We start from the raw sequence: 26904 nt of genomic DNA, 5'->3' as shown, positions 1-26904 counted from the left end.
CAGGCACCTGATTGTTTATCAAATCGCAACAAAAAAGGCAGCGCAGGAACCCTGCACTGCCTTGATCAGATCAGACGACTTGAAAATCAGCCTGCAAGTTTGGCGGCAAGTTCTGCCACGTGCTTGCCCTGGAACTTGGCGATATCAAGCTCGTTCTGGGACGGCTGGCGCGAACCATCGGCACCCGCAAGCGTACCGGCACCATAAGGCGAACCACCGGTGATTTCGTCCATATTGGTCAGGCCAGCGCAGCTGTAAGGCACACCGACGATCACCATACCCTGATGGAGCAAGGTGGTATGGGTCGAGGTGATGGTGGTTTCATGACCACCATGCTGGGTGCCGGTCGAGGTGAAGACAGAACCGATCTTGCCGATCAATTTGCCTTCGGCCCAAAGACCACCCGTCTGGTCAAGGAAGGTGCGCATCTGGCCTGGCATGTTGCCAAAGCGGGTCGGCACACCAAAGATGATCGCGTCATATTCCGGAAGATCGGAAACCTCGGCAACCGGGGCAGCCTGATCAAGCTTGGCACCTGCGCCCTTTGCGACATCTTCGGGCATGGTTTCAGGAACACGTTTGACATCGACATGCGTCCCGGAAACACCGCGTGCGCCCTCGGCAACGGCATTGGCCATGGTTTCGATATGACCATACATCGAATAATAAAGTACCAGTACTTTCGCCACGTCATCCTCCTTGGTTGAATTTCGTCGGCTTGCATAGTGACTTAAGAATGCACCCCTGATAACGGCCAGCTTGGAAACAGTCTGTTCGTTATCGAATGCGAACCCGATCAGGCATCAGGATCAAGCATCTGGATTCCGGGCCAGATACTGCACGACCTGATCAGGGAAATCGGTGAAAATGCCATCAATCCCGGCATCGTCAAAAATCGCCTTGAGCGCAATCTGCATATCCCCCGCCCATTTCGGCAATTGATCAGCGCGCAGGGTATAGGGATGAACCTTCAATTGCGCGCGCTGGGCGGCAATCAGGGTTGGCGTCATGATCGCCGTGCCATTCTCGCTCAAGCCTTCAATAACTTGCGGCAACCACGGCCCGATGCCATCAACGACACTCGCCATATCGGTGATGCCGTCGTCAGATTTCAGATAATCGTAATCGGTTCCCTCTGGTGCGCCCCAGCGGTTTTCACCGATAAGCTGCACCAGCTTGCCCTGATAGTTAAGCTCTTGGCGAATACGCTTGGTTTCAGACCAGTCAAAGCATTGTACAAAGGCATTTGAGTCCGGGTTATTATATCCCCACTTCTCCATCACCGCGATCACGGTTTTGGCGATGTCCTGCCCTTCCGCACGATGAAATGCCGGGTCCTTGATTTCCGGATAGATACCAACATTGCGCCCGGTGGAGTGGTTCAGTCCGCGGATCAGTTTAATTTCTTCTTCAAGGGTCGGGATCTTGAAGATGGCAAACTCAGCCGGAAAGCGATCGGCATAGACCTGTTTGCCGGTATCAGCCTTGAACCGTTCGGTCACATTAAGTGTTTTAAGTTCGGCAAGGGTGAAATCAATCGCGTAATACCGTCCGTCTTCACGTTTGCGATCCGGGAATTTTTCCGCAACGTCGGTGGTGGTATCGATGTGGATATCGTGGAGTACGACCGGAACACCATCCTTGGACAGAACGACATCCTGTTCGATGAAATCCGCCCCCATGCCATAGGCCAGTGCCTTGGCCGGCAAGGTATGTTCGGGCAAATACCCCGACGCCCCGCGATGGGCGATGACCACCATTTCCTGATCAAGTGCCTGCGCATCGGCCGAATTGATCGCACCTGTCACAGGCATCAGCGTTGCGGCGGCAAGCCCGCCAATCGCCAGCAAGGTCGACTTGATCATTTTGCGTATCAGCATCCCGGGTTTCCTTATCCAGTGTCCTTTTGTGATCAAGGACTATAGGCGCGGATTGGCTGCACAAAAACGCGTCACCGCGTCTTGGGTGCAATCTTCATGAAACTGTTACAGCAAAGAACGCGGGCCTAGCGGTTAAGTTCCCCGGTCATGCGATCAAGACCGTCAAGGGTCAGCGGAAACATCCGCCCTTCCATCAGCTTGTGCATGATCTGGATGGATTGATGGTGCCGCCACCAATTTTCCGGTTGCGGATTGATCCAGGCGGCATGTTCGAAATGATCCAGCAATCGGCCCATCCAAACGGCCCCTGCTTCTGCGTTCCAATATTCCACCGCCCCGCCAGGATAGGTAATTTCATAGGGGCTCATGGTGGCATCGCCGACAATCACCAGCTTGTAATCCGCACCATAGGTATTGATCACATCCCAGGTCGATACCTGTTCGTTCCAGCGCCGCGCGTTATCTTTCCAAAGCCCCTCATAGGGGCAGTTGTGGAAGTAATAATATTCAAGATGCTTGAATTCGGTTTTGACCGCCGAAAACAGTTCTTCACAGACCTTGATGTGATCATCCATTGAGCCGCCAACATCAAACAGCATCAACACCTTGACCGCGTTATGGCGTTCCGGGCGCATCTGAACATCAAGCCATCCCTGGCGTGCTGTTGATGTGATTGTTCCCGGCAGGTCAAGCTCATCCGCCGCCCCGGTCCGCGCCCATTTGCGCAAACGTCGCAGGGCGACCTTGATGTTGCGCGTGCCGATTTCGACACTGTCATCAAGGTTCTTGAATTCGCGTTTATCCCAGACCTTGACCGCCCGGCGATGACGGGATTTATCTTGCCCGATCCGCACACCTTCGGGGTTATAGCCATAAGCGCCAAACGGCGATGTCCCGGCCGTCCCGATCCATTTATTGCCGCCCTGATGGCGGCCCTTTTGTTCTTCCAGACGCTGTTTAAGCGTCTCCATCAGTTTTTCCCAACCGCCAAGGGCTTCGATCTCGGCCTTTTCTTCCTCGGTCAGGAATTTCTCGGCTAGCTTTTTCAGCCACTCTTCAGGGATTTCGGTTTTCTCGACTTCGTCCATCCCCTCGGCAAGGTCAATCACGCCTTTGAAATGCTCGGAAAAGACGCGATCAAACTTGTCAAGGTGGCGTTCATCCTTCACCAGCGCGGACCGCGCCAGATAATAGAAATCCTCAACCGAATAACCGGCCAGACCTTTTTCAACTGCCTCAAGCAATGTCAAATATTCGCGCAAACTGACCGGAACGCGCGCATCTTTCAGCTTATAGAAAAAGCCGGTGAACATCGGGATTAACGCCCTTCGCGCCGTGCCATAAACGCCAACCGTTCAAACAGATGCACGTCCTGCTCGTTTTTCAAAAGCGCCCCATGCATCGGCGGTACGGCGGTTTTGGCATCCTTGGCGCGAAGCGCTTCGGGCGGCAGGTCTTCGGCCATCAAAAGCTTCAACCAATCCAGAAGCTCGGAGGTTGACGGCTTTTTCTTGAGCCCCGAGACGTCACGCATGTCGTAGAACAGGTTCAATGCCTCTGCGACCAGACGTTTCTGGATGCCGGGGTAATGCACCTCGATGATTTCAGCCATGGTGTCTGCATCCGGGAAGCGGATGTAATGGAAGAAACAACGCCGCAGGAACGCGTCTGGCAGTTCCTTTTCATTGTTTGAGGTGATGATTACAATCGGGCGGTTGGTGGCTTTAACCATCTGCTGGGTCTCGTAAACGAAGAACTCCATCCGGTCGAGTTCCTGAAGCAGGTCATTGGGGAACTCGATATCGGCCTTGTCGATCTCGTCAATCAGAAGGACCGGCGCTTCGCCGTCTGCCTCGAACGCCTCCCACAGCTTGCCCTTGACGATGTAATTGCCGATGTCATGGACACGCTCGTCTCCCAGCTGACTGTCGCGCAGGCGCGACACCGCGTCATATTCATAAAGGCCCTGCTGGGCGCGCGTCGTGGATTTGATCGACCAGGTAATCAGCTTCTTGCCAAGCGATTTGGCAATTTCTTCGGCCAGCACCGTCTTGCCCGTGCCCGGTTCGCCTTTGACCAGAAGTGGTCGCTGCAACGTGATCGCGGCATTGACCGCCACCATCAGATCTTCGGTCGCGACGTAATTTTCCGTACCCTGAAACTTCATTTTTGCCCTGCAACACAAGTTGACGTTTGCGTTAACCTAGGGCGTCCAACTGATTTGAGCAAGGGAACAAACACCGCACAGCTTATGTGCCATTGCGCTTGAGTGCCTGCGCAGGACTTTCGCCATACCAGTCGCGATAGGACCGCGAAAAGTTGCTGACATGGTTAAAGCCAACCGCTGCTGCGACCTGCTTGACGGTGAAATCACGCGATGCCAGCAACTCCCGGGCGCGCTCCATTCGCTTGGAGCGGATAAAGTCCGCACAGCTTTTGCCCGTCTCGTGCTTGAACAGGCTGTTAAGGCGGCTTTCGGTCATGCCGCCCGCATCTGCCAACTGGGCAACCGAAACCGCGGCCGCCAGATCGCCAGTGATTTTGGCCATCGTGTCTTCGATCACCGTCTTTTCAAGAACGCTTGGTTCCGGCGTCTTTTCGCCATCGTGATGCAGCACGCAATAGGCATCAATCATCTCGGCCAGAAACAGGGTTGATAAACCTTCAAGCTTGAACTTGCGTCCAACACCGGTCGCTTGGGCGGAGAACATCGCACTGACGATGCTTCTGATCTTGTTGTTAAGCCCAAGCGCCCCGACTTCAATCACGCTTTGATCATCGGACAGATAGGGATCAAGTGCTGCTGGCAGATCATCGCCAAACTTGGCACGCAGCGCATCAAGCCCGATGGTAACCCCGGCATGGCGGATCACTTGTCCACCGGGCAGAAAATAGCGCGTCCCGGGCCGGTCGACGCGCATCATCAATCCAATCTCGGGCGACATGGTGTGTTTGCTGCCATCCGGGCAATCAAAATCAAGGTCGCCCAGAATATTGACAGATCCGGCAAGCCAGCCCGGCGGCAAAGCGTTTTGAACATCAAATCTGGAATCCTCGCGGACATTCAATTCCGCACGGTGCAAACAGATGCCGTTATCGAAATCGATCCGTTCCAGACGCCCTGTCACACCGGGCAATTCAAACATTTCACCATCGGCAAGCCTGAGCTCACCGATACCGTCTGCGCTGTCCCGATCCGAAAACATGTCAAACGCGTCATCCGCGCTCTGACCGGTCTCCTGCATACTCTGCCCGTTCCACTATTTTTGCCTGACTGTCGATGCGATCACCCGCCGACGCAATCAACAGCATTTTGTCTTTGATATCATGGAATCAATGGGTTGTCTGTGACAGCGAGCACCTCAAGTCGAACTTAACATGGGTCTAAAAGCGTCTTGTTAAACGAATGATCGGTGTGATCAGGACGTTGTTTTCTGAACCAGACTGGTAAGCTTCAGGCAGCTTCACCAGACATCAGCAATGCCAGCGGGGCATTCTGCCGTGCCACGCTGGCCTTCAGGCCATCGACGTCCATTTCCTCGTCTTTGACAAACTCGATGAACATCATGTTGACGTTGTTAAAGACAAGCTCGCCTGTGGCATCGCAATCGACATCCTTGCGCACGACACCGCGATCCTGCAAGGCGCGAATCAGATCGCAAACCTGTTTGGACAGGCGATGATCAAGCGCTGTATAGCGTTGGGAAAACGGCGTTTCGGGTTGCGCAATCGACAGTGACATCGCCGTGCGCCACATCTCCTTGGACAGATATGTCAGGGAATGATCGTAATATTTCCCGATCAGTTCGGACAAGGCCGTGGCGACATCTTCATGTTCGCGCGCGATAATAGCATCTCCCGCTGCCAGCACTTCCTCGACCTCCATCGAGACGGTGGCCATCAGCATATCGCCCTTGTTTTTGAAGTAGTTATAGAACGTCCCGACAGACACACCGGCCATGTCGGCGATGTCTTCGATGCGCGCACTGTCATATCCGACTTTGCGGAACAGGGTCGTCGCCGCCTCCAGAATACGGCGGTTTTTATCGGCTTTCTTTTGGGCGCGCAGTCCTGACATCGTCACTCCGGAAAAACTGAACGGGTTCAAAATTAACATTGACTCAAAAAATGAACGCGTTCAATATTTTTTCAACGGCGCCGGATAAGCGCCGAAAAACCCAATTCAAGGGAGGCCTCAACTATGAAATCAGGGAGAGCCTATGTCTCGTCACGTCTCTACGGGGAAGACCCGCAACAAGTTTCTGAGTAGCACTGCGACCTTTATTCTGGGCGCTGTTGCCATGGCGCAAACCGCACAAGCAACCGAAGAATTGAATGCTTTGGTCTGGTGCGACCACACCGATCCGGCCTTGATCGAGCCGTTTGAGAAAGAATACGACGTCAAAGTCAATCTCAAGGAATATGAAGGCACCGGTGCCGGTCTTTCGATCATTGAGCAATCCCGTCCGGGCGACTGGGATGTGTTTGTAATTGATGGTGTTGATGTTCATCGCGCGGTTGAAATGGGCGTTCTGGCCGAAATTCCGGCCGATGCCCTGCCGACATCCGATATCTTTCCCGAAGTCGTGATGGCCGAGAACAATGTCGTGGATGGCAAGACCTATGCCGTCACCGAAAAGTTCGGCTACAACACCATTTCGTTCGACAAGACCAAGGTTGATCCCAAGGACATGGAAGACATGTCGGTGATCTGGTCGGACAAATATGCCGGACGTATTGCCGTTTATGACTATTACCTGCCGGTGATCGGCCTTGTTGGCCTGGGTCTTGGTATCGATACGGCTGATCTTGGCGCGGACGACATGCCCGCGATCAAGGAAAAGCTGTTTGCGATGAAAAAGGTCTCCAAACAGGTTGGTGAAGTTGTGTCTTCCCAGACTGCGCTTGCAACCGGGGAAGTCGATATCCTTGTTGGTGGTGGTGAATGGATCACGGCCGTGTTGTCCGAAGAAAAGCCGAACCTTGACTGGATCATCCCCAAACAGGGTGGCTTGCGTTGGGCACAGTCGATCGGGGTAATGAAGGATTCCGAAAAGCCTGACCTTGCCCTTAAATTCGTTCAATACATCATGAGCCCCGAAGGCCAGGCGCGCCTTGCGACCTCGTCTTGTTATTGGGGGATGCCCGCCAACGCCAAGGCTGGCGAAAACCTGACCGATGCCCAGAAAGCAGCCCTTCGCTGGGATGATCAGGACGGATACCTCAAAAACTCGCAGCTTTACCCGATCCCGGATGCCGATCTCGATGCCGAGATGCAGGATGCCTGGGTCGAGATGCTCCAGCAGTAAGCAATCCCTTGTCTACTGCCACCGGCCGATGTCCCGCTTTTTGCGGGGCATCGGTGCCAAACTTGCGGTAAGCTGACCCCAACGGCGCCCACCATCCCAAGCGAGTTACAAGCAACCATCCCACCCATCCAGGCGGGCTGGTTTGCGAAAAGGATACCGTTATGGCCACTGCCAGCCTTGAAACACGCGAAAATCGCCGCGCATGGGGCTTTGTGACCCCGGCCCTGCTTTGGACCGTCGCGTTTTTCGTTATTCCATTTGTCGTCATGGCCGCGATCAGCCTTGCGACCCGCAAGGGGCGCGAAATCGTCATGGCATGGAATTTCGACAATTACATCGAATTCTTTGAAAAGGCCCATTTACTTAAGGGGCTTTTTGTCTCGCTTGAAATCACCTTCACGGTCACGATCATTTCCGTGATCCTTGCCTATCCGCTGGCCTGGATCATTGCCGAACGCGTACCACAGAAATGGCAGCGCATGGCGCTGATCATGGCGATCCTGCCATTCTGGACAAGCTATGTGGTGCGGTCCTATTCCTGGCTGCTGGTGCTGGCGCAAAACGGGGTGATCAATAACACGCTGGTCTATCTGGGGGTGATTTCCGAACCGCTCGAACTGGCCAGCACACGCAGTGCGACCGTCATCGGGTTTGTGCATTTCTTTGTCATGCTGTTGACGCTCACGATCTATGCCAATCTGGTGCAGATGCCGCCGAACTATCGCAGGGCTGCGGCCGATCTTGGCGCAAACGGGTTTCAGGTGTTCTGGCATGTTGTGTTGCCGCTCACATTGCCGGGAATCATGGTCGGTGCGTTCCTGACCTTTGTGCTCTGCATTGGTGATTACATCACCCCGCAGATCCTGGGCGGGAATAACGAACTCGCCCTGCCGCAAGTCATCATGCTCCAGCTCGGGCGCCGGGCTGATTTCCCGATAGCTGCCACCCTTTCGATCATTCTGATGATGGTGGTGACACTGGCCTATATTGCCTGTGCCCGCTGGCTCAAGATGGAGAGAACGTAAAATGATCTCTTCACGCTTATCAAAACTGGCTTCATGGTCTTATCTGATCGCACTGTATGGCTTCATCTTTTTGCCAGTGGCCGTGCTTGTCCTGTTTTCATTTCAGGATGGCCGCCTGCCGGTTCCGCCTTTTAACGGTGCGACCCTTAAATGGTATGGCGAGGTCTTTTCTGACAGTCGTCTGATGTCGGCTCTGACCAACTCCCTGATGGTTGCCATCGGCTCGGCCACGGTCGCCTGTGTTCTTGGTTTCTGTGCGGCCTATGGGTTGGCGAGATTTGTTCTGCCCGCATCGCGTATTCAGCGTGGCCTTCTGATTGCGCCGATGACGGTCAGTTACCTGATCATTGCGCTGGGTTTGCTGACCACCTTTAACTGGTTGGGTGTATCATTGTCGCTTGGGACGGTCGGGATCGGGCATGTGGTGATCAATCTGCCGCTGTGCTTTGCGATTATTTATGCATCCATGGGCGATCATCAGAAAAATATCGAACGGGCCGCCCGCGATCTGGGTGCCGCCGAATGGCAAGTGATGACGCAGGTGTCTGCCCCGATGTTGATGCCCTCCATCCTTGCGGCCTTTTTCCTGTCGGTAACGTTTAGCTGGGATGAATTCATCATCGCATTCCTGTTGTCGCGCTTTGACGTCACCCTGCCAGTTGAAATCTGGAGCATGTTGCGTTCGGGCCTCAACCCGAAAACCAACGCGGTTGGGAGTGTTGTCTTCCTGGTCTCGGTTGCGCTGCTGCTTATTCTTGAATTGATTGTCTTTAGAAGGACGGCAAAGAAATGACCGCCCCTGTCTCCATTCGCAACGCCACCAAGATTTTTGGCGACTTTACCGCCCTTGACGATATCAGCCTCGAAATCGCGGCGGGCGAATATATCGTCCTGCTGGGCCCATCGGGCTGCGGCAAGACCACCTTGTTATCCCTTCTGGGCGGGTTCCTGTCACCATCCAGTGGCACGATTGAAATCAATGGCAAGGATATGGGCGATGTCGCACCGGCCAAACGCCCGACCACCACGATGTTTCAGGATTACGCCCTGTTCCCGCATATGAGCTTGCGCGACAATGTCGCCTTTGGCCTTAAAATGCGCAAGGTCGGCAAAGCCCAACGTCACGCCAAGGCCGAAGAACTGCTTGATATGGTCGGGCTAAAAACGTCCGCCAACAAGAAACCGCATGAACTTTCGGGTGGGCAGCGTCAACGTGTTGCCCTTGCCCGTGCGCTTGCCGTCGAACCCGATGTCTTGTTGCTTGATGAACCGTTGGGTGCACTCGACCTCAAACTCCGTCGTCAGATGCAGGACGAGCTTAAAGCCATCCAAAAACGGGTCGGCACCACCTTTGTCCACGTCACGCATGATCAGGAAGAGGCCATGGCGATTGCTGATCGGATCGTTGTGATGAATGCCGGCCGGATCGAAGATGTTGGCAGCCCCGAAAACATCTATATGCAGCCCAAGACGATTTTCACCGCGAGCTTCATGGGCGAAGTCAATTTCATCCCTGGCACGTTTGAAAGCGCAACCGACAGCACCATTTCCGTCAAGACACCGCTTGGTACTGTTGAACTGCCTGAATTCGAATGCAGGGGCTTTGCCCCCGGCGCATCGGTCACCCTTGCCATTCGCCCGGAACACTTCCGTGCCAGCACCGGAACCGGCCCGCGCATCACGCTGGGCAAGGCCAAGGTCGAAGATGGATCGTTCTTTGGCACCCATCATCGCGCCCATCTAAGCCCGCTTGATTACCCCAACATGACGATCACCGCCCACATGCCGCAATCAGCCATCATCGAACCGGGGGCATGGGTTGAACTGACCCTTGATCCGACCTCGGTGGTGGTGTTGCATGGCCATCCGCCCCGCCCCACACCAGAAAGTGCCGCCCTATGACGATCGACCGCGCCGAACCCGAAGACTGGTATAGCCTGAAAACCGTCGGCGATGACGTCACCTATATCGGCGAACCGTTCATCGAGGAATTTTACCGCTGCAACATCTGGCATGTGCGCGGCCGCGATGGCGACATGCTGGTCGATAGTGGCATGGGGGTTGTGTCGCTGACCGAATGGGTACCGCTTGTCACCGAACGCAGCGTTCAGGCGGTTGCCAGCCACACCCACTTTGATCATATCGGCTGCCACCACGAATTTGAAAACCGAGTTTGCCATCGGTGTGAAGCCGATCTTCTGGCCGCGCCCACGCGCAAAAACACGCTTGCCGATCCCTATGTGACCGACGAGATTTTCACGAAACTCCCGCCGCTTCCCTATGCCTCGACCACTTACGCCGTCAAGGCCGCACCGGCGACCCGCATTGTCGAGGACGGCGATGTGATTGATCTGGGCGACCGCCATTTCGAGGTCATCCACACACCGGGCCATTCACCGGGCGGTATTGCGCTTTGGGAAAAGGCCACCGGTATCCTGTTTTCCGGCGACATTGTTTATGATGGACCTTTGATCGAAGACACTTATCATGCAAATGCAGCTGACTATGTCCGATCGATGGAACGGCTTTATGATTTGCCGGCCCGGGTCGTGCATGGCGGGCATTTTGCCAGTTACGGGGCCGAACGCCACCGGGAAATAATAAAAAACTGGCTGAGGGAACGAACCTGAAACCGCGCCACCGGCGCCAACAGCGTCACCAGTGCTAGGGATAATGCGCTGGCCCGAACCACACACATGATCAGGAAGGCTTCCTATGGATAACGCAGGCAAATTTTACATCAACGGCAAATGGGTTGATCCGATTTCCTCGGAAAAGATGGACGTGATCAATCCGGCCACCGAAGAAGTCATCACCCAAATCACCCTGGCCAGCGAAGAAGATGTCGACCTTGCCGTCGCCGCGGCCAAGCGCGCCTTTGAAAGCTACAGCCAGACAACCGTCGAACAGCGTCTTGGCTGGCTTGAAAACCTGCTTGCGATCTATAAGCGCCGCTATGGCGAAGTTGCAGATACCATCACGACCGAACTGGGCGCGCCGACCACCATGTCGCACGAACAGCAGGCCGCAGCCGGCACGGCCCATCTGGAAGATTTCATTGTTGCGCTGAAGAAGCTCAAGACTGAGGAAATCCTTTATAATGGCGAGCTTCTTTTGCGCGAACCCATCGGGGTTTGTGGCCTGATTACGCCGTGGAACTGGCCGATCAACCAGATCGTGCTTAAGGTCATCCCGGCCCTTGCCACCGGCTGCACCTGCGTGCTGAAACCATCCGAATTCACCCCGCTTAATGCCGTGCTTTATGCCGAAATGATCCACGAGGCAGGCTTCCCGGCCGGGGCCTTTAACATGGTTCAGGGGGCTGGTCCGGTTGCCGGTGCGACCCTGTCGCGTCATCCCGATATCACCATGATGTCCTTTACCGGATCGACCCGTGCGGGCAAGGAAATCACCAAGGATGCCTCGGAAAACATCAAACGTGTCACGCTTGAGCTTGGCGGCAAGTCGCCCAACATCGTGTTTGATGATGTCGATATCGAAGACCGTATCGCCTGGAGTGTGAATGCCGTTTTCAACAACTCCGGCCAGACCTGTGACGCACCGACCCGCATGCTGGTGCAACGCTCGATCTATGATGACGCAGTCAAGGTTGCCAAACGCGTTGGCGAACAGGCATCCGTCGGCGATCCGACCAAGGAAGGCAGCCATATCGGCCCGCTGGTCAGCCACATCCAGTTTGACCGGGTTCAGACCCTTATTCAGGCTGGCATTGACGAAGGTGCCACCCTGCTTGTTGGCGGTGCGGGCAAGCCCGACGACACTAACGAGGGATACTTCGTCAAACCGACCATCTTTGCCGATGTGAACAACAATATGCGCATCGCACGCGAGGAAATCTTTGGCCCGGTGGTCTCGATGATCCCGTTCGACACCGAAGAAGAAGCCATCGAGATCGCCAATGACACGCCATACGGTTTGGCCGCCTATATCCAGACCCCGGATGCCAAAAAGGCCGACCGCGTCGCCCGCCAACTGCGTGCCGGTATGGTGTTGCTGAATGGCTCCGCCCCAATGGCGGGCAGTCCGTTTGGCGGTTACAAGCAATCAGGCAACGGCCGCGAAGGCGGTCTGTTTGGCCTTGAAGACTTCATGGAAATCAAGATGATCCATAAGCTTTAAAATCGCCTACCTCTTTGCCGGGCGCTGACTGGCTGATGGCGCCCGGCCCTGCTTCCATCGGAAATGCTTCAAATACCTCCCGCGAACGACACTATCCGAATGGGCGCGTCCCCATGAATTTGGATAGTTTACCCTTTCCATTCAGACACGTAAGAATTGTCGGGACGTTGAGGAAAGGGACACAAATGATCAAAAAATTCGTCATTCTTGCGACTGCTGCCCTGCTTGCAGGATGTGTAACGGCTACCAGTGCATTTAACGAGCAAAACAAAATTGGCACGATCTATTCAGGGAAAGTGAGCGTCCCGCAAGGCCAAGTTCTTTTGCCACCAGGCGATTGGAAGGTTGTCGGAAAATCAATATCAAAAAACAACTCAGGTCAGCCATTTGGTGAGGTTGTTTTGGCCAAAATTGATGCTGACAAAAATCTGGATGGCCTCGTAATGTTTGCCACCGCACTTGAGACGTCGATGCGGTATTATTTCTATGCGACCGACTATTGTGATCCTGATCAGAGCACACTCTATTATGAGCAGTCGGCCAATCAGGAAGGCGGAAATCAAAAGTGCTTTATTATTGAAGATTGGTCGCTGCATGTCGGGGCGAACGCAAATGAACGCGTCAAACAGGCTGAGGCCTATTTCCGTGGAAACAACATAAAGAAACCCGAAACTATGGTGTTTTCCAACTATCGCTTTTCCCGCCGCAACAAGCTGCTAACCGTGCAGTACGGCTTTAATTACCGCCAACCCACCGACGAGGTAATCCCAGGTTACATCCCGGAAGAAAAGTTTTCTTATGATCGCCCGTTTGGTACGGAACTCTGGAAAACCAACCTTGAAACCATCATTGCTTGGACCAAGGAACATGAAGAACCGATTGCTGACACCTTCTTGAACTAAGTGCTCAGGGATCACAAATCGGTCCTGACACAGGCCCCGGCTGGTTCCGGGGCCTTTTCTTTTTGGGGCTCACAACGGCAACAGGTCTGGCGTCATGAATTCGTTATGACATAGGGCTGGTAATGATCGGTTTGGGCATTATAATCCCATCGTTAATCGATAAATTCAGCAGTCCGGTCAACGGATTGCGATTGGATTGGGAGACCTCCTATGAATGCAATGTCCTTTTCTGATATGGGGCTTGCCGCCTTGAAGCAGCGACAGTATGACGCCGCAATCAACATGCTGCGCCAGGCACTTGGCGAAGATATGGATAACCTTGATGCCCGTTTCGGGCTGGCGCGTGCGCTTCATGAAAAAGGTTCGATCATCGAAGCAATCGGTGAGTATCGCACGGTGCTGCAATCTGATGGGGGTCATGAAGACTGCCTGCATCACATTGCACGCGCATTGCTTGAAAACGGTGACGCACGTAGCGCACTCAACCACATTGATATCGTGCTGCGCGCCAAACCGACCGATCCTGAAATGCTGACCTTGCGCGGGCAGGCATTGATCGCCCTGGAACGCTATGACGCCGCCCTTTCGGCCCTGCAAACTGCCGCCCACCATAATCCGGGATCAGAAAGCATCCACCGGCTGATCGCCACATGCCACCGCGCTAACGAGGATTTTGAAAGCGAACGGCGTGCGGTTGAACAGCTGCTTCGGATCAATCCGTCCTCGCTTGCTGCATCAAACGATTTGGGTGTGATCAATCTGCGTGAAGGCCATCTGATCGCAGCCTTTGAGGCGTTTGAACAAATCCTGTCCCAGGATGCCAACCATCCACAGGCAACGCTTTATCGCGCAATCGCCCTGACCGTTATGGGCGGGATGGATCATGACGCAATCTGGAACCGGGTGATGGAAGTCTGTGACGAGATCAATGATCTTGACGACATCCGGGCGGCCGCCGATCAACTGGCAAAGCTGCCCGACACCGCGCGCAAGGGCACGCCCGAGGCAGAAGCCCTGATCGGCAAAGCAGCCATCGAACAAGTCGATATCTGATACGTTTGCCCTGCCTTCCGGTGCCCGTTTCGTCATTGCTTGCGCATTTTGAATTCCCCTTTGCCGACCGCAAAACAGATCAGGCGGGAACTGCATGCGCTGATCGGCGTTTAATCATATGATGTCCATGCGTTTTCCCCGGATCCGGGTCACGCGACAATCTTTGACCCGAAAGGGGTTTTTGCATCATGGTTCAACGCCTGATCCGCGTTTGGGAATTTCTGACCTATAGCCTGTGGGTATCGCCTTTGCTTTTTGCACTGGGCGGTGCGACCTTTGCGGTTGGCATTATGGCAGCCCCCCAGGATATCCTGCGCGACATGTTTCCCAGCCTGTTGCCCGGGTTCAATGAAATCCAGGCGGTGCGCGGGTTGCTTGAAACCCTGTTGGCTACGCTCGTCACCCTGACGACCTTTGCCCTGTCGATCACGATGGTGGTTCTGACCCTTGCCGCCGGGTCACTTGGACCGCGCATGATCCGCAACTTCATGGGCGATAACAAAACCCAGAACGCGCTGGGCACTTTTGTTGGCAGCATTCTGTTTTTGATCACCTCGCTTATGCTAATGGGTGAAAAACCGGACTCTGCCCCAGTGCCGCATCTGGCCGTGACGGTCGGTATCGCACTGTTTGTCATCAGCGTTTTTGTCCTGATCCTGTTTGTCCACCACCTTGGCCGATCGATCGTTGCCGATGAGGTCATTCAGCGTGTTGGTAAAAACCTTGAAGAAACCATTCAATCGGCCAGCAACACCCTGACCGATCCGATCAAGGCCGCCGAACGCGCCCAGACAACCCTCCCCGACCCACAGGACATCCCCCGCGATCAGGCCATTTGCGTTGCGTCTTCGGGATATGTGCAGGGTGTCGATTATGAAAAAATCTGTGAAATCGCTAAACAGACCGATACGCGTATCTCGCTTGTGATCCGTGCCGGGCAGCACGTGCTGATCGGTGATATCGTCGGACGCATCGTCCCCTTAAACGATGACGTCTCCAAACAGGCACAAGACAATATCGATCAATGCCATGCCGATATTCTTGAGGCAATCATGATCGGATCGCATCGCACGGCCATGCTGGATGTCGAATTTGCCTTACGCCAACTGGTGGAAGTTGCTTTGCGCGCCCTGTCACCGGGCATCAACGACCCGTTCACGGCCATTGCCGCAATCTATCGTCTTGGGGACGCCCTTCCACATGCCATGCAGTTCCGCTATCCGGTTGGCATCTGGCGCGATGATGACGATGAAGTTCGCCTCCATGCCCTGATGTCTGATTTTGGCGGCATGCTTGGGGCGGCCTATGACCAGATCCGCCAGTCTGCGACGGCAAAGCCGGATGTGTTGCTGCCGATGGCTGAAATCCTTGAAAGCCTGATGCGACTGGCCGAGACCGATCATCAACGCGAAGTGCTGCGCACCCATGCCCGCATGATCGCCAATGCCGCCGAACGCGACATCCCCGAAGAAAACGACCGTAAAACCGTCGTTCGTGCCGCCACGCGGGTTTTGCATCATCAGAAACCGGTCAAAATTTCTGCGTCCGAAGACGACGCATAACAAAAGCAACCGAAATCATCAGACAAAAGAAAAGGGCCCCGTTTGGGGCCCTTTTAATTCATCAGACTTTTTGGCGGGTGATCGCTTAGCCAGCGATATGTGCCTCGATCGCGGCCAGTGCGGCATCCGCCTGCGCAGGATCAGAACCGCCGCCCTGTGCCATATCCGGACGGCCACCGCCGCCCTTGCCACCGAGCTTTTCAACACCGATGCGCACAAGATCGACGGCGCTGTATTTATCCGTCAGGTCCGCGGTCAGGCCGACAACGATGGAGGCCTTGCCACCGTCACCCGACACAAGGGCAACGATGCCTGAACCCATCTGATCGCGGAGTTCGTCGACCATGCCTTTGAGTTCCTTGGCCGGAATGCCGTCAAGCGACCGCAGCGCCATTTTGACGCCATTGACGTCCTTGAACGCATCGCCACCAGAAGCCGCACCCGAACCAGCCGTTGCCAGCTTCTTGCGCAGGTCGGAAACTTCGCGTTCCAGACGACGACGTTCTTCCTGCAGCGCCTTGACGCGGGCCGGGACGTCTTCGGGAACGGCCTTAAGATCAGCCGCAACCGTGGTCAGAACGTTTTCACGCGCCGACATGTATTTGGCGGCATCGGCCCCGGTCAGGGCCTCGATACGGCGGACACCGCTTGAAACTGCGCCCTCGGACACGATCTTGAACATGCCGATATCACCGGTGCGCTTCACATGCGTACCGCCGCAAAGCTCAAGCGAATAGGCATGTTCATTGGCAACCGGCAGGCCCATCGACACAACGCGGACTTCATCGCCGTATTTTTCGCCAAACAGCGCCATCGCGCCCAGTTCAATCGCCTCGTCCGGGGTCATCAGACGGGTGGTGACTTCACTGTTTTCGCGGATCAGGCTGTTGACATCGGCTTCGATTACTGCGGCTTCCTCGGCCGTGACGGCCTTGGGATGCGAGATATCGAAACGCAGACGATCAGCCGCGACCAGGGATCCCTTCTGGGTCACGTGATCACCAAGATGCTTGCGCAAAACCGCATGCAGAAGGTGGGTGGCCGAGTGATTGGCACGCAAGCTTGAACGGCGGGTATGATCGACGCGGAATTCCGCGGCATCGCCCACCTTGACGTCGCCCTCGGTCACCTTGCCGAGATGCACATGCAAGCTTCCCAGCTTTTTCTGGGTGTCGGTGATTTCAATGATCGCACCATGTTCGGTTTTGATCACACCGGCATCGCCCTGCTGACCACCGGACTCACCAAAGAAGGTGGTCTGGTTGGCAAGAACGGCAACTTCGTCGCCCTTCGATGCGGATTTGACTTCGGCACCGTCCTTGATCAGCGCGGTAACCACGCCCTCGGCGGTTTCGGTTTCATACCCCAGGAATTCGGTCGCGCCATCACGGTCATTGATGTCAAACCAGACTTCCTCGGTCGCAGCTTCGCCCGAACCGGACCAGGCAGCACGTGCCTTGGCTTTCTGTTCTTCCATGGCGGTGGTAAAGCCGGCTTCATCGATGCCGATTTTGCGTTCTTTAAGCGCATCAGCCGTCAGATCAAGCGGGAAGCCATAAGTGTCATAAAGCTTGAACGCCACGTCACCCGAAAGGGTCGCACCGGCATCCATACCATCGGTCGCGTCATCAAGCATCTTGAGACCGCGATCCAGCATGGTTTTAAAGCCCTGCTCTTCTAGTTTAAGGGTTTCTTCGATCAGGGCCTGCGCACGGACCAGTTCCGGGAAGGCACCGCCCATCTTGCTTACCAGAGCGGGGACCAGCTTATACATCGTCGGGTCCTGGGTTCCGACCATATGCAGGTGGCGCATCGCGCGGCGCATGATACGGCGCAGAACGTTGCCGCGACCGGCATTGGACGGCAGAACACCATCGGCAATCAGGAAGCTGGTTGAACGCAGATGGTCGGCAACCACGCGGTGCGACACATTATGTGAACCATCCGGATCGGTGTTGGTGGCATCGGCCGATGCTTCGACCAGCGCACGCATCAAATCGATGTCATAGTTGTCGTGCTTGCCCTGAAGCACAGCGGCAATACGTTCGAGACCCATGCCGGTATCGATCGACGGTTTTGGCAGATCAACACGATCACCATTTGCCATCTGTTCGTACTGCATGAAGACGAGGTTCCAGATTTCAATGAAACGGTCGCCGTCTTCTTCCGCACTGCCAGGAGGGCCACCCCAGATGTGATCGCCATGATCAAAGAAGATTTCCGAGCACGGACCACACGGGCCGGTATCGCCCATCGACCAGAAGTTATCCGAGGTCGGGATACGGATGATGCGATCATCAGTCAGACCGGCGATCTTTTTCCAAAGACCATGTGCCTCGTCATCGGTGTGATAGACCGTGACCAGCAGCTTGTCTTTCGGAAGGCCATATTCCTTGGTGATCAGGTTCCAGGCGAATTCAATCGCGTTTTCCTTGAAATAGTCGCCGAACGAAAAGTTGCCGAGCATTTCAAAGAAGGTGTGATGGCGTGCGGTATGACCGACATTTTCAAGGTCGTTATGCTTGCCCCCGGCGCGCACGCATTTCTGCGAGGTCGCGGCACGCGAATAATCGCGGTGTTCCTGGCCGGTGAAAACGTTCTTGAACTGAACCATCCCGGCGTTGGTGAACATCAGGGTAGGGTCATTGCGCGGCACCAGCGGGCTGGACGAAACGACTTCGTGGCCGTTCTTGCGGAAGAACTCCAGAAACGTGGTGCGGATATCGTTGACGGTCTGCATATCTCTCCAACCCGGAAAACGCGGAACAACTGCGCGCGCCATACTGGCGAACGGACTGCCCTATTTAGCGGCTCGGCCCTGCCCTGTCCAGTCAGGCGAAAGGAGTCCGGGGGATTTGCCGCAAGTTTTGCCCAATTCGGCGATTTGGGGCAGGTTAATCGGGCCAAACCCAGCCAAAATTCAGCCGGTTTTCAGCAATAATGTGAATCGATCCCGGTTCATTTCCTTGACAAACCCGGCGGCCTCAAACCCAAGCCCCAGCAACAATTTGCGCGACGCCGAATTTTGCGGATGGGCAAAGGCGGTCAGACACGAAATCGGTGTCTTTCTCCGCCCATAGTCAAGCGCCGCAGTCGCCAGTTCCCGACCAATCCCCTGCCCCCAGGCGTTCGGCGCCAGGTAATAGCCAAGCTCCGGCCCCCAACCGGGATCAAACGGATCAGTATACAGCCCGCCCCATCCAATGATGTCGCCAGACGTGCGCAGCCTTACGACCCATGGTGCAAATCCATCGCGGCGCCGGAACCATTCATGGACCAGTACGCGCTTGCGACACGCCGCAAAGCTTTCATCACACTGGGTGAACCGCATGGCATCACGATCGCCAAGGAAGGCATAAAGGTCGGGGATGTCGACCAATCTGGCCGCCGAAAGGTCGAGGCGGTCTGTTTGAAGACGGTTTGTCTGAAGATGGGCCGTTCGTGGACTAGTCGTTTGCACTGTCCTGGATCGACTTGCCGAGTTTTTCCATATCGCGACCAAATCCTTCGGCGGTTTCGCAGGCACCAAGCGCAAGGCCAAAGCCAATAACCATCAGGACGGCCAGAAGACGTTTTGTCATCGTTTCCATCTTTGCAGGATGCTCCATTCAAGTCCGGATAACAGGCATGTCGCCTGTTTTGTTGTTTATCGCGATATTCTGGCCTCGGGGCATCCGCCTTGCAACCGTTATCGCGCACAAGGGCCGTTTGCCGCACTAAACGCAGAAAAGGACGCCGAAATGGCGTCCTTTCTATAGGCATGTATGCTTCGTGCAGTCTTGCAACTGTCTGGTCATCAGACCGGCGGGCGACGGCCACGCAACGCGTTGACGACGAGCGATACGACAAACAGCACGAGGAAAACAAAGAACAAGATCTTTGCGATCCCGACGAATGTCCCTGCAAGTCCGCCAAAGCCAAGAACGGCGGCGATCAGTGCCAGAACCAAACAGAATATTGCCCAACCTAGCATGGGATTCTCCCACTATTGTTGCTTTAAGATAATGAATAACGATCCGTTACAGATCAGGAAGCGCCGTCCTGGATTGCTTCACCGGCATCTTCGACGTCTTCGCCAAAGCCTTCGGCGGTTTCACAGGCAGCCAGGCCAAGGCCCATACCCGAAATCATCAGAATCGCGAGAAACTTTTTCATTGTATTCGACATGTTCATTCTCCTGGTTGATCGTGTCAAAGCTCACAGGAATTCAAACGGCAACAACTCATAATTGTTCCCGGCATTGTTCTTCCCGGTCAAATTTCCCGGCGCGAACAGCACAACAATCGATTGATTCTAAAGGATATTTCCTCAATCGTGATCATTTTGGGGCACGTCAAGTGAAGGAGATCACGGTGGACCTCCTTCACATCAATACCTGCGAAATCAGGATGCCTTTGCATCAAGCGCCAGATATTCACTGATTTCATCAATGATCTGGCGATGGATCAGGGCGCGGTCCGTGCCAGGGGGATCGGTGCAGATCGGATCGCTACCTTCTTCTTTCAGGATTTCGGCGGCGTTTGGCTGACATTCGTCAAGAAATGTCAGGTGATGTGCAGGCGCAAAATTTGCCGAAGACGCATTCTTGATGCGCGCAACAAGATTGCTGCCAGTCGGACCAAAATCGGCAGCCGCCCATTTTTCTTCTTCGCCAAGGCCAATGAAAAGCACAGGAGATTTCACCGCTGCAAGGCTTTGCTCCGTCGCGGCGAACCCCATGCCCGGTTCAATCGCAATACTACGTGTAATCCGGTCATCCCGGCTGGGAACGTCGAAATCATTGGGCATATGATCAAGATCGACGCCTCCTTTGCGCAAAAAGTCGCAATCCTGTGCGGCATCGCCAAATCGGTCGCAATATTGCGCAAAAAGCGTTTGATCAAACCTTACCCCGATAAGGTTTAGGACCGTCGTTCCGCCCAAAGAGAAGCCAATTGCAGAGATATTTTGGCGATCAATGAAGGGGGCAAAGGACGGATTTGACAAAACCTGATCAAGGGTCGCCTGAATATCAGCCGCGCGTTCGCCAATAAATGGTGTCCGGCGGGGTGAAGAGTCCCCTGATGTCGTACCGGGATGGTTTAGCGCAACAACAATTGCCCCGCGCAAGGCCAGTTGCGAAGACAACCAGCCAAGTCCATCCATATTCCCGCCCGAGCCATGTGACAGAAGGACCAGCGGGTGCCTGCCCGGTTCAATTGCCGCACCGATATAGGCGCTTGTTCCCTTCCAGATGATATTGTTGCCGACAGGTGCCTTATAAATCACGGTGTCTGCGGGATACCAGACTGAGGCCGCGACTGGCATGGAACGATGGGCAGCGCGCACATCAAAACGATCATACCCGGCATAATCGGTTTGCTGTTCCGCCAGTACAGGCGATGTTTTCAGGCCTGCGAACAGACACAGGGCAAAGGCGAGATATATCGGTTTCATCACAAGGATCCTTGTCCTAAGTTGGAGTACAGAAGAAGTTCTGCCCAAAACAGGATGGCCTTGCGTCCTCGAACGGGTTTGTGGACGTCTCAAAACCGGTTTTGATACCCCTTAGGCGGAAAATTGCGATCAGATGCTTGTTCTACCTGTTCCGATGATTGTGGCGCTGGTTTTAGGGTTCTTGTTTGTCCGCGCCCTTGTCGGCCAGAAAACGCCCAAGATGCTGATGGCACTTCTACTGGCTGCCGCCGCGCAAAGTTTTTTGGTCGGGCTTGTTCAATATTACGGCATCGACGGGCTGAGATGGCTTCAGCCGATCACGGCTTCTGCCATTCCGGTCATAGCGTGGATGGCATTTGTTGAGGCAAGCCTTCGCGCCCGTTTACAACGCGGGGACCTGCTGCATTTTTCGATGCCGGCACTTGTCGCGCTCTGTGTCTTCTTTTTGCCTGTCGTGATTGATGCTGTCTTGTGCAGCCTTTTTGTCGGATATGGATTGGCAATTTTGGTGATGCTTCATCGCCAACGGGGTGATTTTGCACATATGCGTCTGACATCGGGACAGATCCCCGCACTGGTCTGGCGTTTTATCGCCATTGCACTGATCATATCAGCCATCAGCGACCTGCTGATATTGCTGGCCAAGATTGACGGGAACGATGAGATTGCCGGTGTAGTTCTCAGCGTCACCTCGTCAATCGCGCTACTGACAATTGGCTTTCTCAGCCTGTCGCCAGACATTGCGATTGATGTCGCATTGAAGGACCCGGTCGATGATAGCCAGGCCGCACTGAGTTCTGAGCAATGTCGGGCCATCATGAACGAACTCAACGCGTTACAGACACAGGAACGGTTGTATCTTGATCCGGATCTGACCCTTGCCCGAATTTCCCGACGCATGGGACGTCCGCTCAAACAGATTTCAATGGCGATCAACACCACGACCGGTGAAAACGTGTCGCGCTATATCAATAAATACCGGATTGAGCATGCCTGCCGCATGCTTGACGCGGGGGAAAATGTGACCAACACGATGCTTGAAAGCGGCTTTAACACCAAATCCAACTTCAATCGTGAATTCCTGCGGATTACAGGCAAAACGCCAAGCCAATGGCAACAACAAGGCTCCACCTAGCCCCCTCAGCCGGCAAAGACAACCTGGCAGCGTGAGCAGTAAAGAAAAAGGCGGCACCCATTGTGGCGCCGCCTTTTGCAATCAGTTGGAATGATCAATCAGATCAATCGTCGTTGACCGGTTCGTCTTCGCTCATATTGGTCATGGCTTCGGCGATCAGACCGGCACTCTCGCGAATGCTGTTTTCGATCTCCTTGGTCATTTCCGGATTCTCGCGCAGGAAGCTCTTGGCGTTCTCGCGGCCCTGACCGATACGGGTCGAGTTGTAGGAGAACCAGGAACCGGATTTCTCGACGATACCGGCCTTGACGCCAAGATCAAGGATTTCACCCATCTTGGAAATGCCTTCGCCATACATGATGTCGAATTCAACCTGCTTGAACGGCGGGGCCATCTTGTTTTTGACGACCTTCACACGCGTCTGGTTACCAACGACTTCGTCGCGGTCCTTGATCTGACCGATACGACGGATATCAAGGCGGACAGAGGCATAGAATTTAAGCGCGTTACCACCGGTTGTGGTTTCCGGGCTGCCGAACATCACACCAATCTTCATACGGATCTGGTTGATGAAGATGACCATGCAGTTCGAACGCGAAACAGAACTGGTCAGTTTACGCAGTGCTTGGCTCATCAGGCGGGCCTGCAGACCAACGTGCGTATCGCCCATCTCACCTTCAAGTTCGGCGCGCGGGACAAGGGCAGCAACCGAATCGACGACCAGAACATCAATCGCGCCAGAACGCACCAGCGTGTCAGCGATTTCAAGGGCCTGTTCACCGGCATCGGGCTGGGAAATCAGGAGTTCGTCGGTATTCACACCAAGCTTGCGGGCATATCCCGGGTCAAGCGCGTGTTCGGCATCGACAAACGCACAGGTCCCGCCAAGCTTCTGGGCTTCGGCAACCGTGTGCAACGCCAGCGTGGTTTTACCCGAACTTTCCGGACCATAGATTTCGACGATACGGCCACGCGGCAGACCGCCAATGCCCAGTCCGATATCAAGACCGAGCGAACCGGTTGAAATAGCTGAGATATCAACGGCGCTTTCCCGCTGACCCAGCTTCATAATCGAACCTTTGCCAAATGCCCGTTCGATCTGCCCAAGGGCGGCTTCGAGTGCCTTCTGCTTATCCATAGTATCCTTATCCACCAAATGCAGCGCGGTCTGAATCATTGCTCGAACTCTCTTATTCCACAGGGCCGGGTTGGATGCAACGCAGGCGGTTCCCCGGACCTATAATGCGGAACGCCACCGCTAGACTGTTTTGCCTGTTGCCGCAGCCTGCCACTGCGTTCTTATCGACAAAACAACTGAGAACATAATGCGAACATTCTCACAAAAATTCGGATGTTGCAAGTTTGTTCTCATGGCTTCGATTAGAACTTTCAGAGAACAGATGCTTCAACCGCCCGCCCAACAACAGCGGGGCGTGGGGTCAGTGACGGTTTGGCAATACGATCAGGTGGTGATTTTAAGATGTTCGTGCTTAGGCGCATGTCCATCGTGATCATCGCCATGATGATGGCTTTCGACATGCAATTCACCCGGCACGGTGTAAAGCTGCCCGTGGCGCACGCCCGGCTGTGCCAGAACCTTGTCGGCAAAGGCGCGGATTTCAGAAAGCCGCCCGCGCAGTGTCACACTTTCAAGGCAGGTATCATGATCAATATGGAAGTGCACCGTGGAAACCGTCAGATTGTGATGTTCGTGCTGAGTGCTCATCAGGCGTGATGCCAGCATGCGTTCCTCGTGATCATAGACATAGTTCAGAACCGCAATCCCGACCCCGTCGGCATTGTCTTCAAGCTTGGTGTTCTGAAGCTTTTCACGGATCAGATCGCGAAATCCCTCTGACCGGTTGGTATAGCCGCGGTGATCAAGAAACGCGTCAAACGCCTCCATCAGATCGTCTTCAATCGATACGGTCACGCGGGTCATTTTGACTACCTCTCACAATCAACGGCTTGACGAGTATGATCTTTTTTGAAAAGTTCATACCCGCACATGGTTCTTCCATAAAAACAATTTCCCAAAGGAACGCAAATGTTTCAACCAAAGTTCGCAGCAAGCATGGTGATTGGTGCCGCAACGCTTCTGATCGGTCTGTCGGCAAACGCGCATGAATTCATCGCAAGCCAATCGCCTGAGACGGCGAAGCCGGGCGAGAATGCGACACTTATCCTTGATTCGACCCATCAGTTTGGCCTTCCGGAAGAAGCAGAAGGCGTAAATGATGTGCGCGCCACGCTGATCACCGCCAATGGCACGAACGACATTGCGATTTCCCAAAATGACACCGCGCCCAATCTGATCGGCACGTTTGAAGTGCCCGATACGGCGGCTTGGATTTCCGGCCATCGTCTGGGTGTTGTCTGGTCGCAAACCCCCGATGGCTGGCAGGCCGGCGGTGCCGATGAACATCCCGATGCCATCGCATCGACCCGCTATGAAAAGTTTGCCAAGCTTCTGGTGGGTGTCGAAGGCTCAGCCGATTTTGTTACCAAACCACTTGGTGATGCACTTGAAATCGTGCCGCTCAGCGATCCGCGTGACACCAAGGTCGGCGAGGATGCCGAGTTCCAGATCCTTTTGAACGGTCACCCGTTGACGACATCGGTTCTGGCAACCTATGCCGGATTTACCGAAACACCGTCCTCCTGGGCCTATGCGACAGAGACACTGAGCACCGAGGCCGGCAGTGGCATTGCCAAGATCCGGGTTTCGGCCCCCGGTTTGTGGATTGTGCGTATCGCGGCCGATATGCCCGATGCCGAGGAAGGCGTTGGCAACCACAACATCCGCGCGACGCTATCATTCGCCGTAGATAAATGATGATGGCACGGACCGGCTTTTATCGCCTTTTGGTTCTGATGGCCCTGCTGATTGCGGGGCCATTGGCCGTCCCTGCCCCCGCCCATGCCCATGGTGCTGGTTGGCAGGTCGAAGATAGTGCCAATACAAAGACCTATGGTTTTCGATATACCGACGGATCCCCGATGGCCTTTGCCGAGGTGGTTGTCACAACCAAGGACGGCAAGGTCTGGCAAAAGGCGCGCACGGACCGGGTCGGTCAGTTCTCCCTTGGGCTTGGCGGCACACCAGCACCAGATGCGCCAAGTGAACTCCACATCAAGGTGGCCGATGGCATGGGGCATGTTGTGCAATTGGCCTATCAGCCGACGAACACCGCCAACGCCACAGTCACACCGGGGGGCGGCCAGACGGCAACTGCGTCGTCGACAACGGCCATCCAAGGCACGCCCGCGCTGTTTGATTTGCCGATTTGGGCAAGCATCCTGTTTGGCTGCAGCATCCTCGCGAACCTGTTTGGCGGGCTTATGCTTTGGCAGCGTCGCCAGATGGCTCGAAAACAGTCGAACTGATCAGGGCATGAACAGCAAGGTCACACCGCCAAAGGCAAGGCAGGTTCCGATTACCGCCTGAATGCCAACCGGCTTGCGCAGGATCAGGCCTTCATAAACGATCAGAATAACCGGCGGCAGCGCCATCAGGGTTGAGGCAATCCCGACATTGGCGTTTTGAACCGCCAGCATTGAAAGCCACACACCGATTGCGGGCCCGATAAGCGCGCCCAGCAACAGCCATTTGCCAACATCCGGCGCGATACAGGCCGTAACAGTCCGCCGCACCCGGCCAAGGATGATCGCCAATCCCCACATGGCGATCACGGCGACCAGTGTTCTGATCCAGGTGGCGGAAAGTGCTGAATAGCCATCAATCAGGGCATATTTCGCCGTGATCAGATTTGCGACCTGACCGACCGCGCCGCCAAAACCAAACAGAATGCCAATGGCATAATTGCGTCCCTCAAGCCCGATCGGGCGGCCCTTTTTGCCAAGAATGACAATCAACACCCCCCCCACCCCACAGGCGATCCCGGTGATTTCAATCGGGCGCAGCGTTTCATCAAACAGGACCCAGGCCAGAACCGCGCCCATGATCGGAACGGTCGACATCAACAACATCGAAAGCCGCGCACCGATCAGAACAAAAGCCTGAAATAGCATGGCATCGCCAATCACCAGGCCCAAAACCGATGAAAGCGACAACCAGCCAAGCTGTTCCCACGTCACGGCATTCGGCCATGGCTGGCCCTGAAGGATCCAATGCAAAATGGTCAGACAAAAAATCGAACAGGCCAGACGCCCGCGATTAACCGTCTGCGCCCCCGCCTTCCCGCCGATATTGGAAAAGATCATGCTGGAACTCGCCCAACAGAGCGCAGCAGTAAAGGCAGCAGCCTCGCCAAAAAGGGAAATCATGGGGGCGCGTTTCCGAAAGGGTTTGGTTATTCAACCGTGATGCCGGTTGTGTTGGCGGGTCGTAGTGGGGCAACCCTGCCTGTCATAAACCGTAAATATTCGGACGTTGGCAATTGCTTTTATTGCATGACGGTTTGACGGCTCACGCGCCGACGCCAGATGGACAGCTTCGATA

27 protein-coding genes are annotated in these 26904 nt (G+C 54.9%); 12 read left to right on the top strand and 15 right to left on the bottom strand.

The features are described from left to right. Positions 1-86: 86 nt before the first annotated feature. The 6 genes from wrbA to IT893_RS04110 form a co-directional block, all read right to left on the bottom strand. Entirely contained in the window at positions 87-689 is a 603-nt protein-coding gene (gene wrbA, locus IT893_RS04135) for an NAD(P)H:quinone oxidoreductase (RefSeq protein WP_197146912.1), read from the bottom strand. A gap of 120 nt (positions 690-809) precedes the next feature. Continuing rightward, positions 810-1880, bottom strand: coding sequence for a glycerophosphodiester phosphodiesterase (gene glpQ / locus IT893_RS04130; RefSeq protein ID WP_197146911.1), 1071 nt, complete (start codon positions 1878-1880; stop codon positions 810-812). A 125-nt stretch (positions 1881-2005) separates the two neighbouring features. Beyond that, positions 2006-3193, bottom strand: coding sequence for a VWA domain-containing protein (locus IT893_RS04125; protein ID WP_197146910.1), 1188 nt, complete (start codon positions 3191-3193; stop codon positions 2006-2008). Positions 3194-3198: 5 nt separating this feature from the next. Beyond that, positions 3199-4047: a MoxR family ATPase gene (locus IT893_RS04120; protein ID WP_008890344.1), complete on the bottom strand. Its 849-nt coding sequence runs from the start codon at positions 4045-4047 to the stop codon at positions 3199-3201. An 82-nt stretch (positions 4048-4129) separates the two neighbouring features. Further along, on the bottom strand, positions 4130-5125 hold the full coding sequence (locus IT893_RS04115) for an AraC family transcriptional regulator (protein WP_197146909.1): 996 nt from the start codon (positions 5123-5125) through the stop codon (positions 4130-4132). 209 nt (positions 5126-5334) lie between these two features. Continuing rightward, positions 5335-5958, bottom strand: coding sequence for a TetR/AcrR family transcriptional regulator (locus IT893_RS04110; RefSeq protein WP_197146908.1), 624 nt, complete (start codon positions 5956-5958; stop codon positions 5335-5337). 142 nt (positions 5959-6100) lie between these two features. Here IT893_RS04110 and IT893_RS04105 point away from each other — a divergent pair, with 142 nt between their 5' ends. The 9 genes from IT893_RS04105 (at position 6101) to IT893_RS04065 (ending at position 15871) form a co-directional block, all read left to right on the top strand. Beyond that, positions 6101-7189 (top strand): PotD/PotF family extracellular solute-binding protein, encoded by a 1089-nt coding sequence (locus IT893_RS04105; RefSeq protein WP_064782320.1) that lies wholly within the window; start codon positions 6101-6103, stop codon positions 7187-7189. A gap of 161 nt (positions 7190-7350) precedes the next feature. Further along, on the top strand, positions 7351-8214 hold the full coding sequence (locus IT893_RS04100) for an ABC transporter permease (RefSeq protein ID WP_197146907.1): 864 nt from the start codon (positions 7351-7353) through the stop codon (positions 8212-8214). Position 8215: 1 nt separating this feature from the next. Then, positions 8216-9007, top strand: coding sequence for an ABC transporter permease (locus tag IT893_RS04095; protein ID WP_197146906.1), 792 nt, complete (start codon positions 8216-8218; stop codon positions 9005-9007). After that, entirely contained in the window at positions 9004-10116 is a 1113-nt protein-coding gene (locus tag IT893_RS20295) for an ABC transporter ATP-binding protein (protein WP_197146905.1), read from the top strand. Before IT893_RS04095 ends, IT893_RS20295 begins: the two co-directional genes overlap by 4 nt. After that, positions 10113-10844 (top strand): MBL fold metallo-hydrolase, encoded by a 732-nt coding sequence (locus IT893_RS04085; RefSeq protein WP_197146904.1) that lies wholly within the window; start codon positions 10113-10115, stop codon positions 10842-10844. Before IT893_RS20295 ends, IT893_RS04085 begins: the two co-directional genes overlap by 4 nt. 85 nt (positions 10845-10929) lie before the next feature. Continuing rightward, the gene (locus tag IT893_RS04080; RefSeq protein ID WP_197146903.1) at positions 10930-12354 is read left to right on the top strand and encodes an aldehyde dehydrogenase family protein; all 1425 of its coding nucleotides are present in this window, start codon (positions 10930-10932) and stop codon (positions 12352-12354) included. 185 nt (positions 12355-12539) lie between these two features. Continuing rightward, the gene (locus IT893_RS04075) at positions 12540-13256 is read left to right on the top strand and encodes a hypothetical protein (RefSeq protein WP_064782326.1); all 717 of its coding nucleotides are present in this window, start codon (positions 12540-12542) and stop codon (positions 13254-13256) included. A 210-nt stretch (positions 13257-13466) separates the two neighbouring features. Continuing rightward, the gene (locus tag IT893_RS04070; RefSeq protein ID WP_197146902.1) at positions 13467-14309 is read left to right on the top strand and encodes a lipopolysaccharide assembly protein LapB; all 843 of its coding nucleotides are present in this window, start codon (positions 13467-13469) and stop codon (positions 14307-14309) included. A gap of 188 nt (positions 14310-14497) precedes the next feature. After that, a complete protein-coding gene (locus tag IT893_RS04065; RefSeq protein ID WP_197146901.1) occupies positions 14498-15871 on the top strand; it encodes a DUF2254 domain-containing protein in 1374 nt (457 codons plus the stop codon). An 85-nt stretch (positions 15872-15956) separates the two neighbouring features. Here IT893_RS04065 and alaS read toward each other — a convergent pair whose 3' ends face one another. From alaS to IT893_RS04035, 6 genes are all read right to left on the bottom strand, one after another. Then, entirely contained in the window at positions 15957-18611 is a 2655-nt protein-coding gene (alaS, locus tag IT893_RS04060; protein ID WP_197146900.1) for an alanine--tRNA ligase, read from the bottom strand. Positions 18612-18791: 180 nt separating this feature from the next. Then, on the bottom strand, positions 18792-19331 hold the full coding sequence (locus tag IT893_RS04055) for a GNAT family N-acetyltransferase (protein WP_197146899.1): 540 nt from the start codon (positions 19329-19331) through the stop codon (positions 18792-18794). Further along, the gene (locus IT893_RS04050) at positions 19318-19461 is read right to left on the bottom strand and encodes an entericidin A/B family lipoprotein (RefSeq protein WP_008890358.1); all 144 of its coding nucleotides are present in this window, start codon (positions 19459-19461) and stop codon (positions 19318-19320) included. The genes IT893_RS04055 and IT893_RS04050 overlap by 14 nt, the downstream gene beginning before the upstream one ends. A gap of 206 nt (positions 19462-19667) precedes the next feature. Then, positions 19668-19844 carry a DUF1328 domain-containing protein gene (locus tag IT893_RS04045; RefSeq protein WP_008890359.1) on the bottom strand — a complete coding sequence of 59 codons (177 nt, stop codon included), beginning with the start codon at positions 19842-19844 and terminating at the stop codon, positions 19668-19670. Between the two features lie 53 nt (positions 19845-19897). After that, a complete protein-coding gene (locus IT893_RS04040; protein WP_008890360.1) occupies positions 19898-20038 on the bottom strand; it encodes an entericidin A/B family lipoprotein in 141 nt (46 codons plus the stop codon). 216 nt (positions 20039-20254) lie between these two features. Further along, complete coding sequence (locus IT893_RS04035) at positions 20255-21307, bottom strand: hypothetical protein (RefSeq protein WP_197146898.1); 1053 nt, start codon at positions 21305-21307, stop codon at positions 20255-20257. A 133-nt stretch (positions 21308-21440) separates the two neighbouring features. On the opposite strand from IT893_RS04035, the gene IT893_RS04030 reads away from it, so the two are divergent. Next, positions 21441-22442 (top strand): AraC family transcriptional regulator, encoded by a 1002-nt coding sequence (locus IT893_RS04030; RefSeq protein WP_197146897.1) that lies wholly within the window; start codon positions 21441-21443, stop codon positions 22440-22442. A 103-nt stretch (positions 22443-22545) separates the two neighbouring features. On the opposite strand, the gene recA is transcribed toward IT893_RS04030, so the two are convergent. Then, the gene (recA, locus tag IT893_RS04025; protein ID WP_040823385.1) at positions 22546-23619 is read right to left on the bottom strand and encodes a recombinase RecA; all 1074 of its coding nucleotides are present in this window, start codon (positions 23617-23619) and stop codon (positions 22546-22548) included. 285 nt (positions 23620-23904) lie between these two features. Continuing rightward, positions 23905-24384, bottom strand: coding sequence for a nickel-responsive transcriptional regulator NikR (gene nikR / locus IT893_RS04020; protein ID WP_197146896.1), 480 nt, complete (start codon positions 24382-24384; stop codon positions 23905-23907). A gap of 105 nt (positions 24385-24489) precedes the next feature. Between nikR and IT893_RS04015 the strand changes: the two genes are divergently transcribed. After that, positions 24490-25278, top strand: a complete 789-nt coding sequence (locus IT893_RS04015; protein WP_197146895.1) for a DUF4198 domain-containing protein — start codon at positions 24490-24492, stop codon at positions 25276-25278. Continuing rightward, complete coding sequence (locus tag IT893_RS04010) at positions 25275-25829, top strand: hypothetical protein (RefSeq protein ID WP_197146894.1); 555 nt, start codon at positions 25275-25277, stop codon at positions 25827-25829. Before IT893_RS04015 ends, IT893_RS04010 begins: the two co-directional genes overlap by 4 nt. Here IT893_RS04010 and IT893_RS04005 read toward each other — a convergent pair whose 3' ends face one another. Beyond that, entirely contained in the window at positions 25830-26729 is a 900-nt protein-coding gene (locus IT893_RS04005) for a DMT family transporter (RefSeq protein ID WP_197146893.1), read from the bottom strand. Positions 26730-26904: the final 175 nt, after the last annotated feature.

This window comes from Thalassospira sp. A40-3, assembly GCF_015871485.1.
GTDB lineage: Bacteria > Pseudomonadota > Alphaproteobacteria > Rhodospirillales > Thalassospiraceae > Thalassospira > Thalassospira tepidiphila.
The sequence above is the reverse complement of the archived record's forward strand: the minus strand, read 5'-3'. Positions and strand labels throughout refer to the sequence as shown.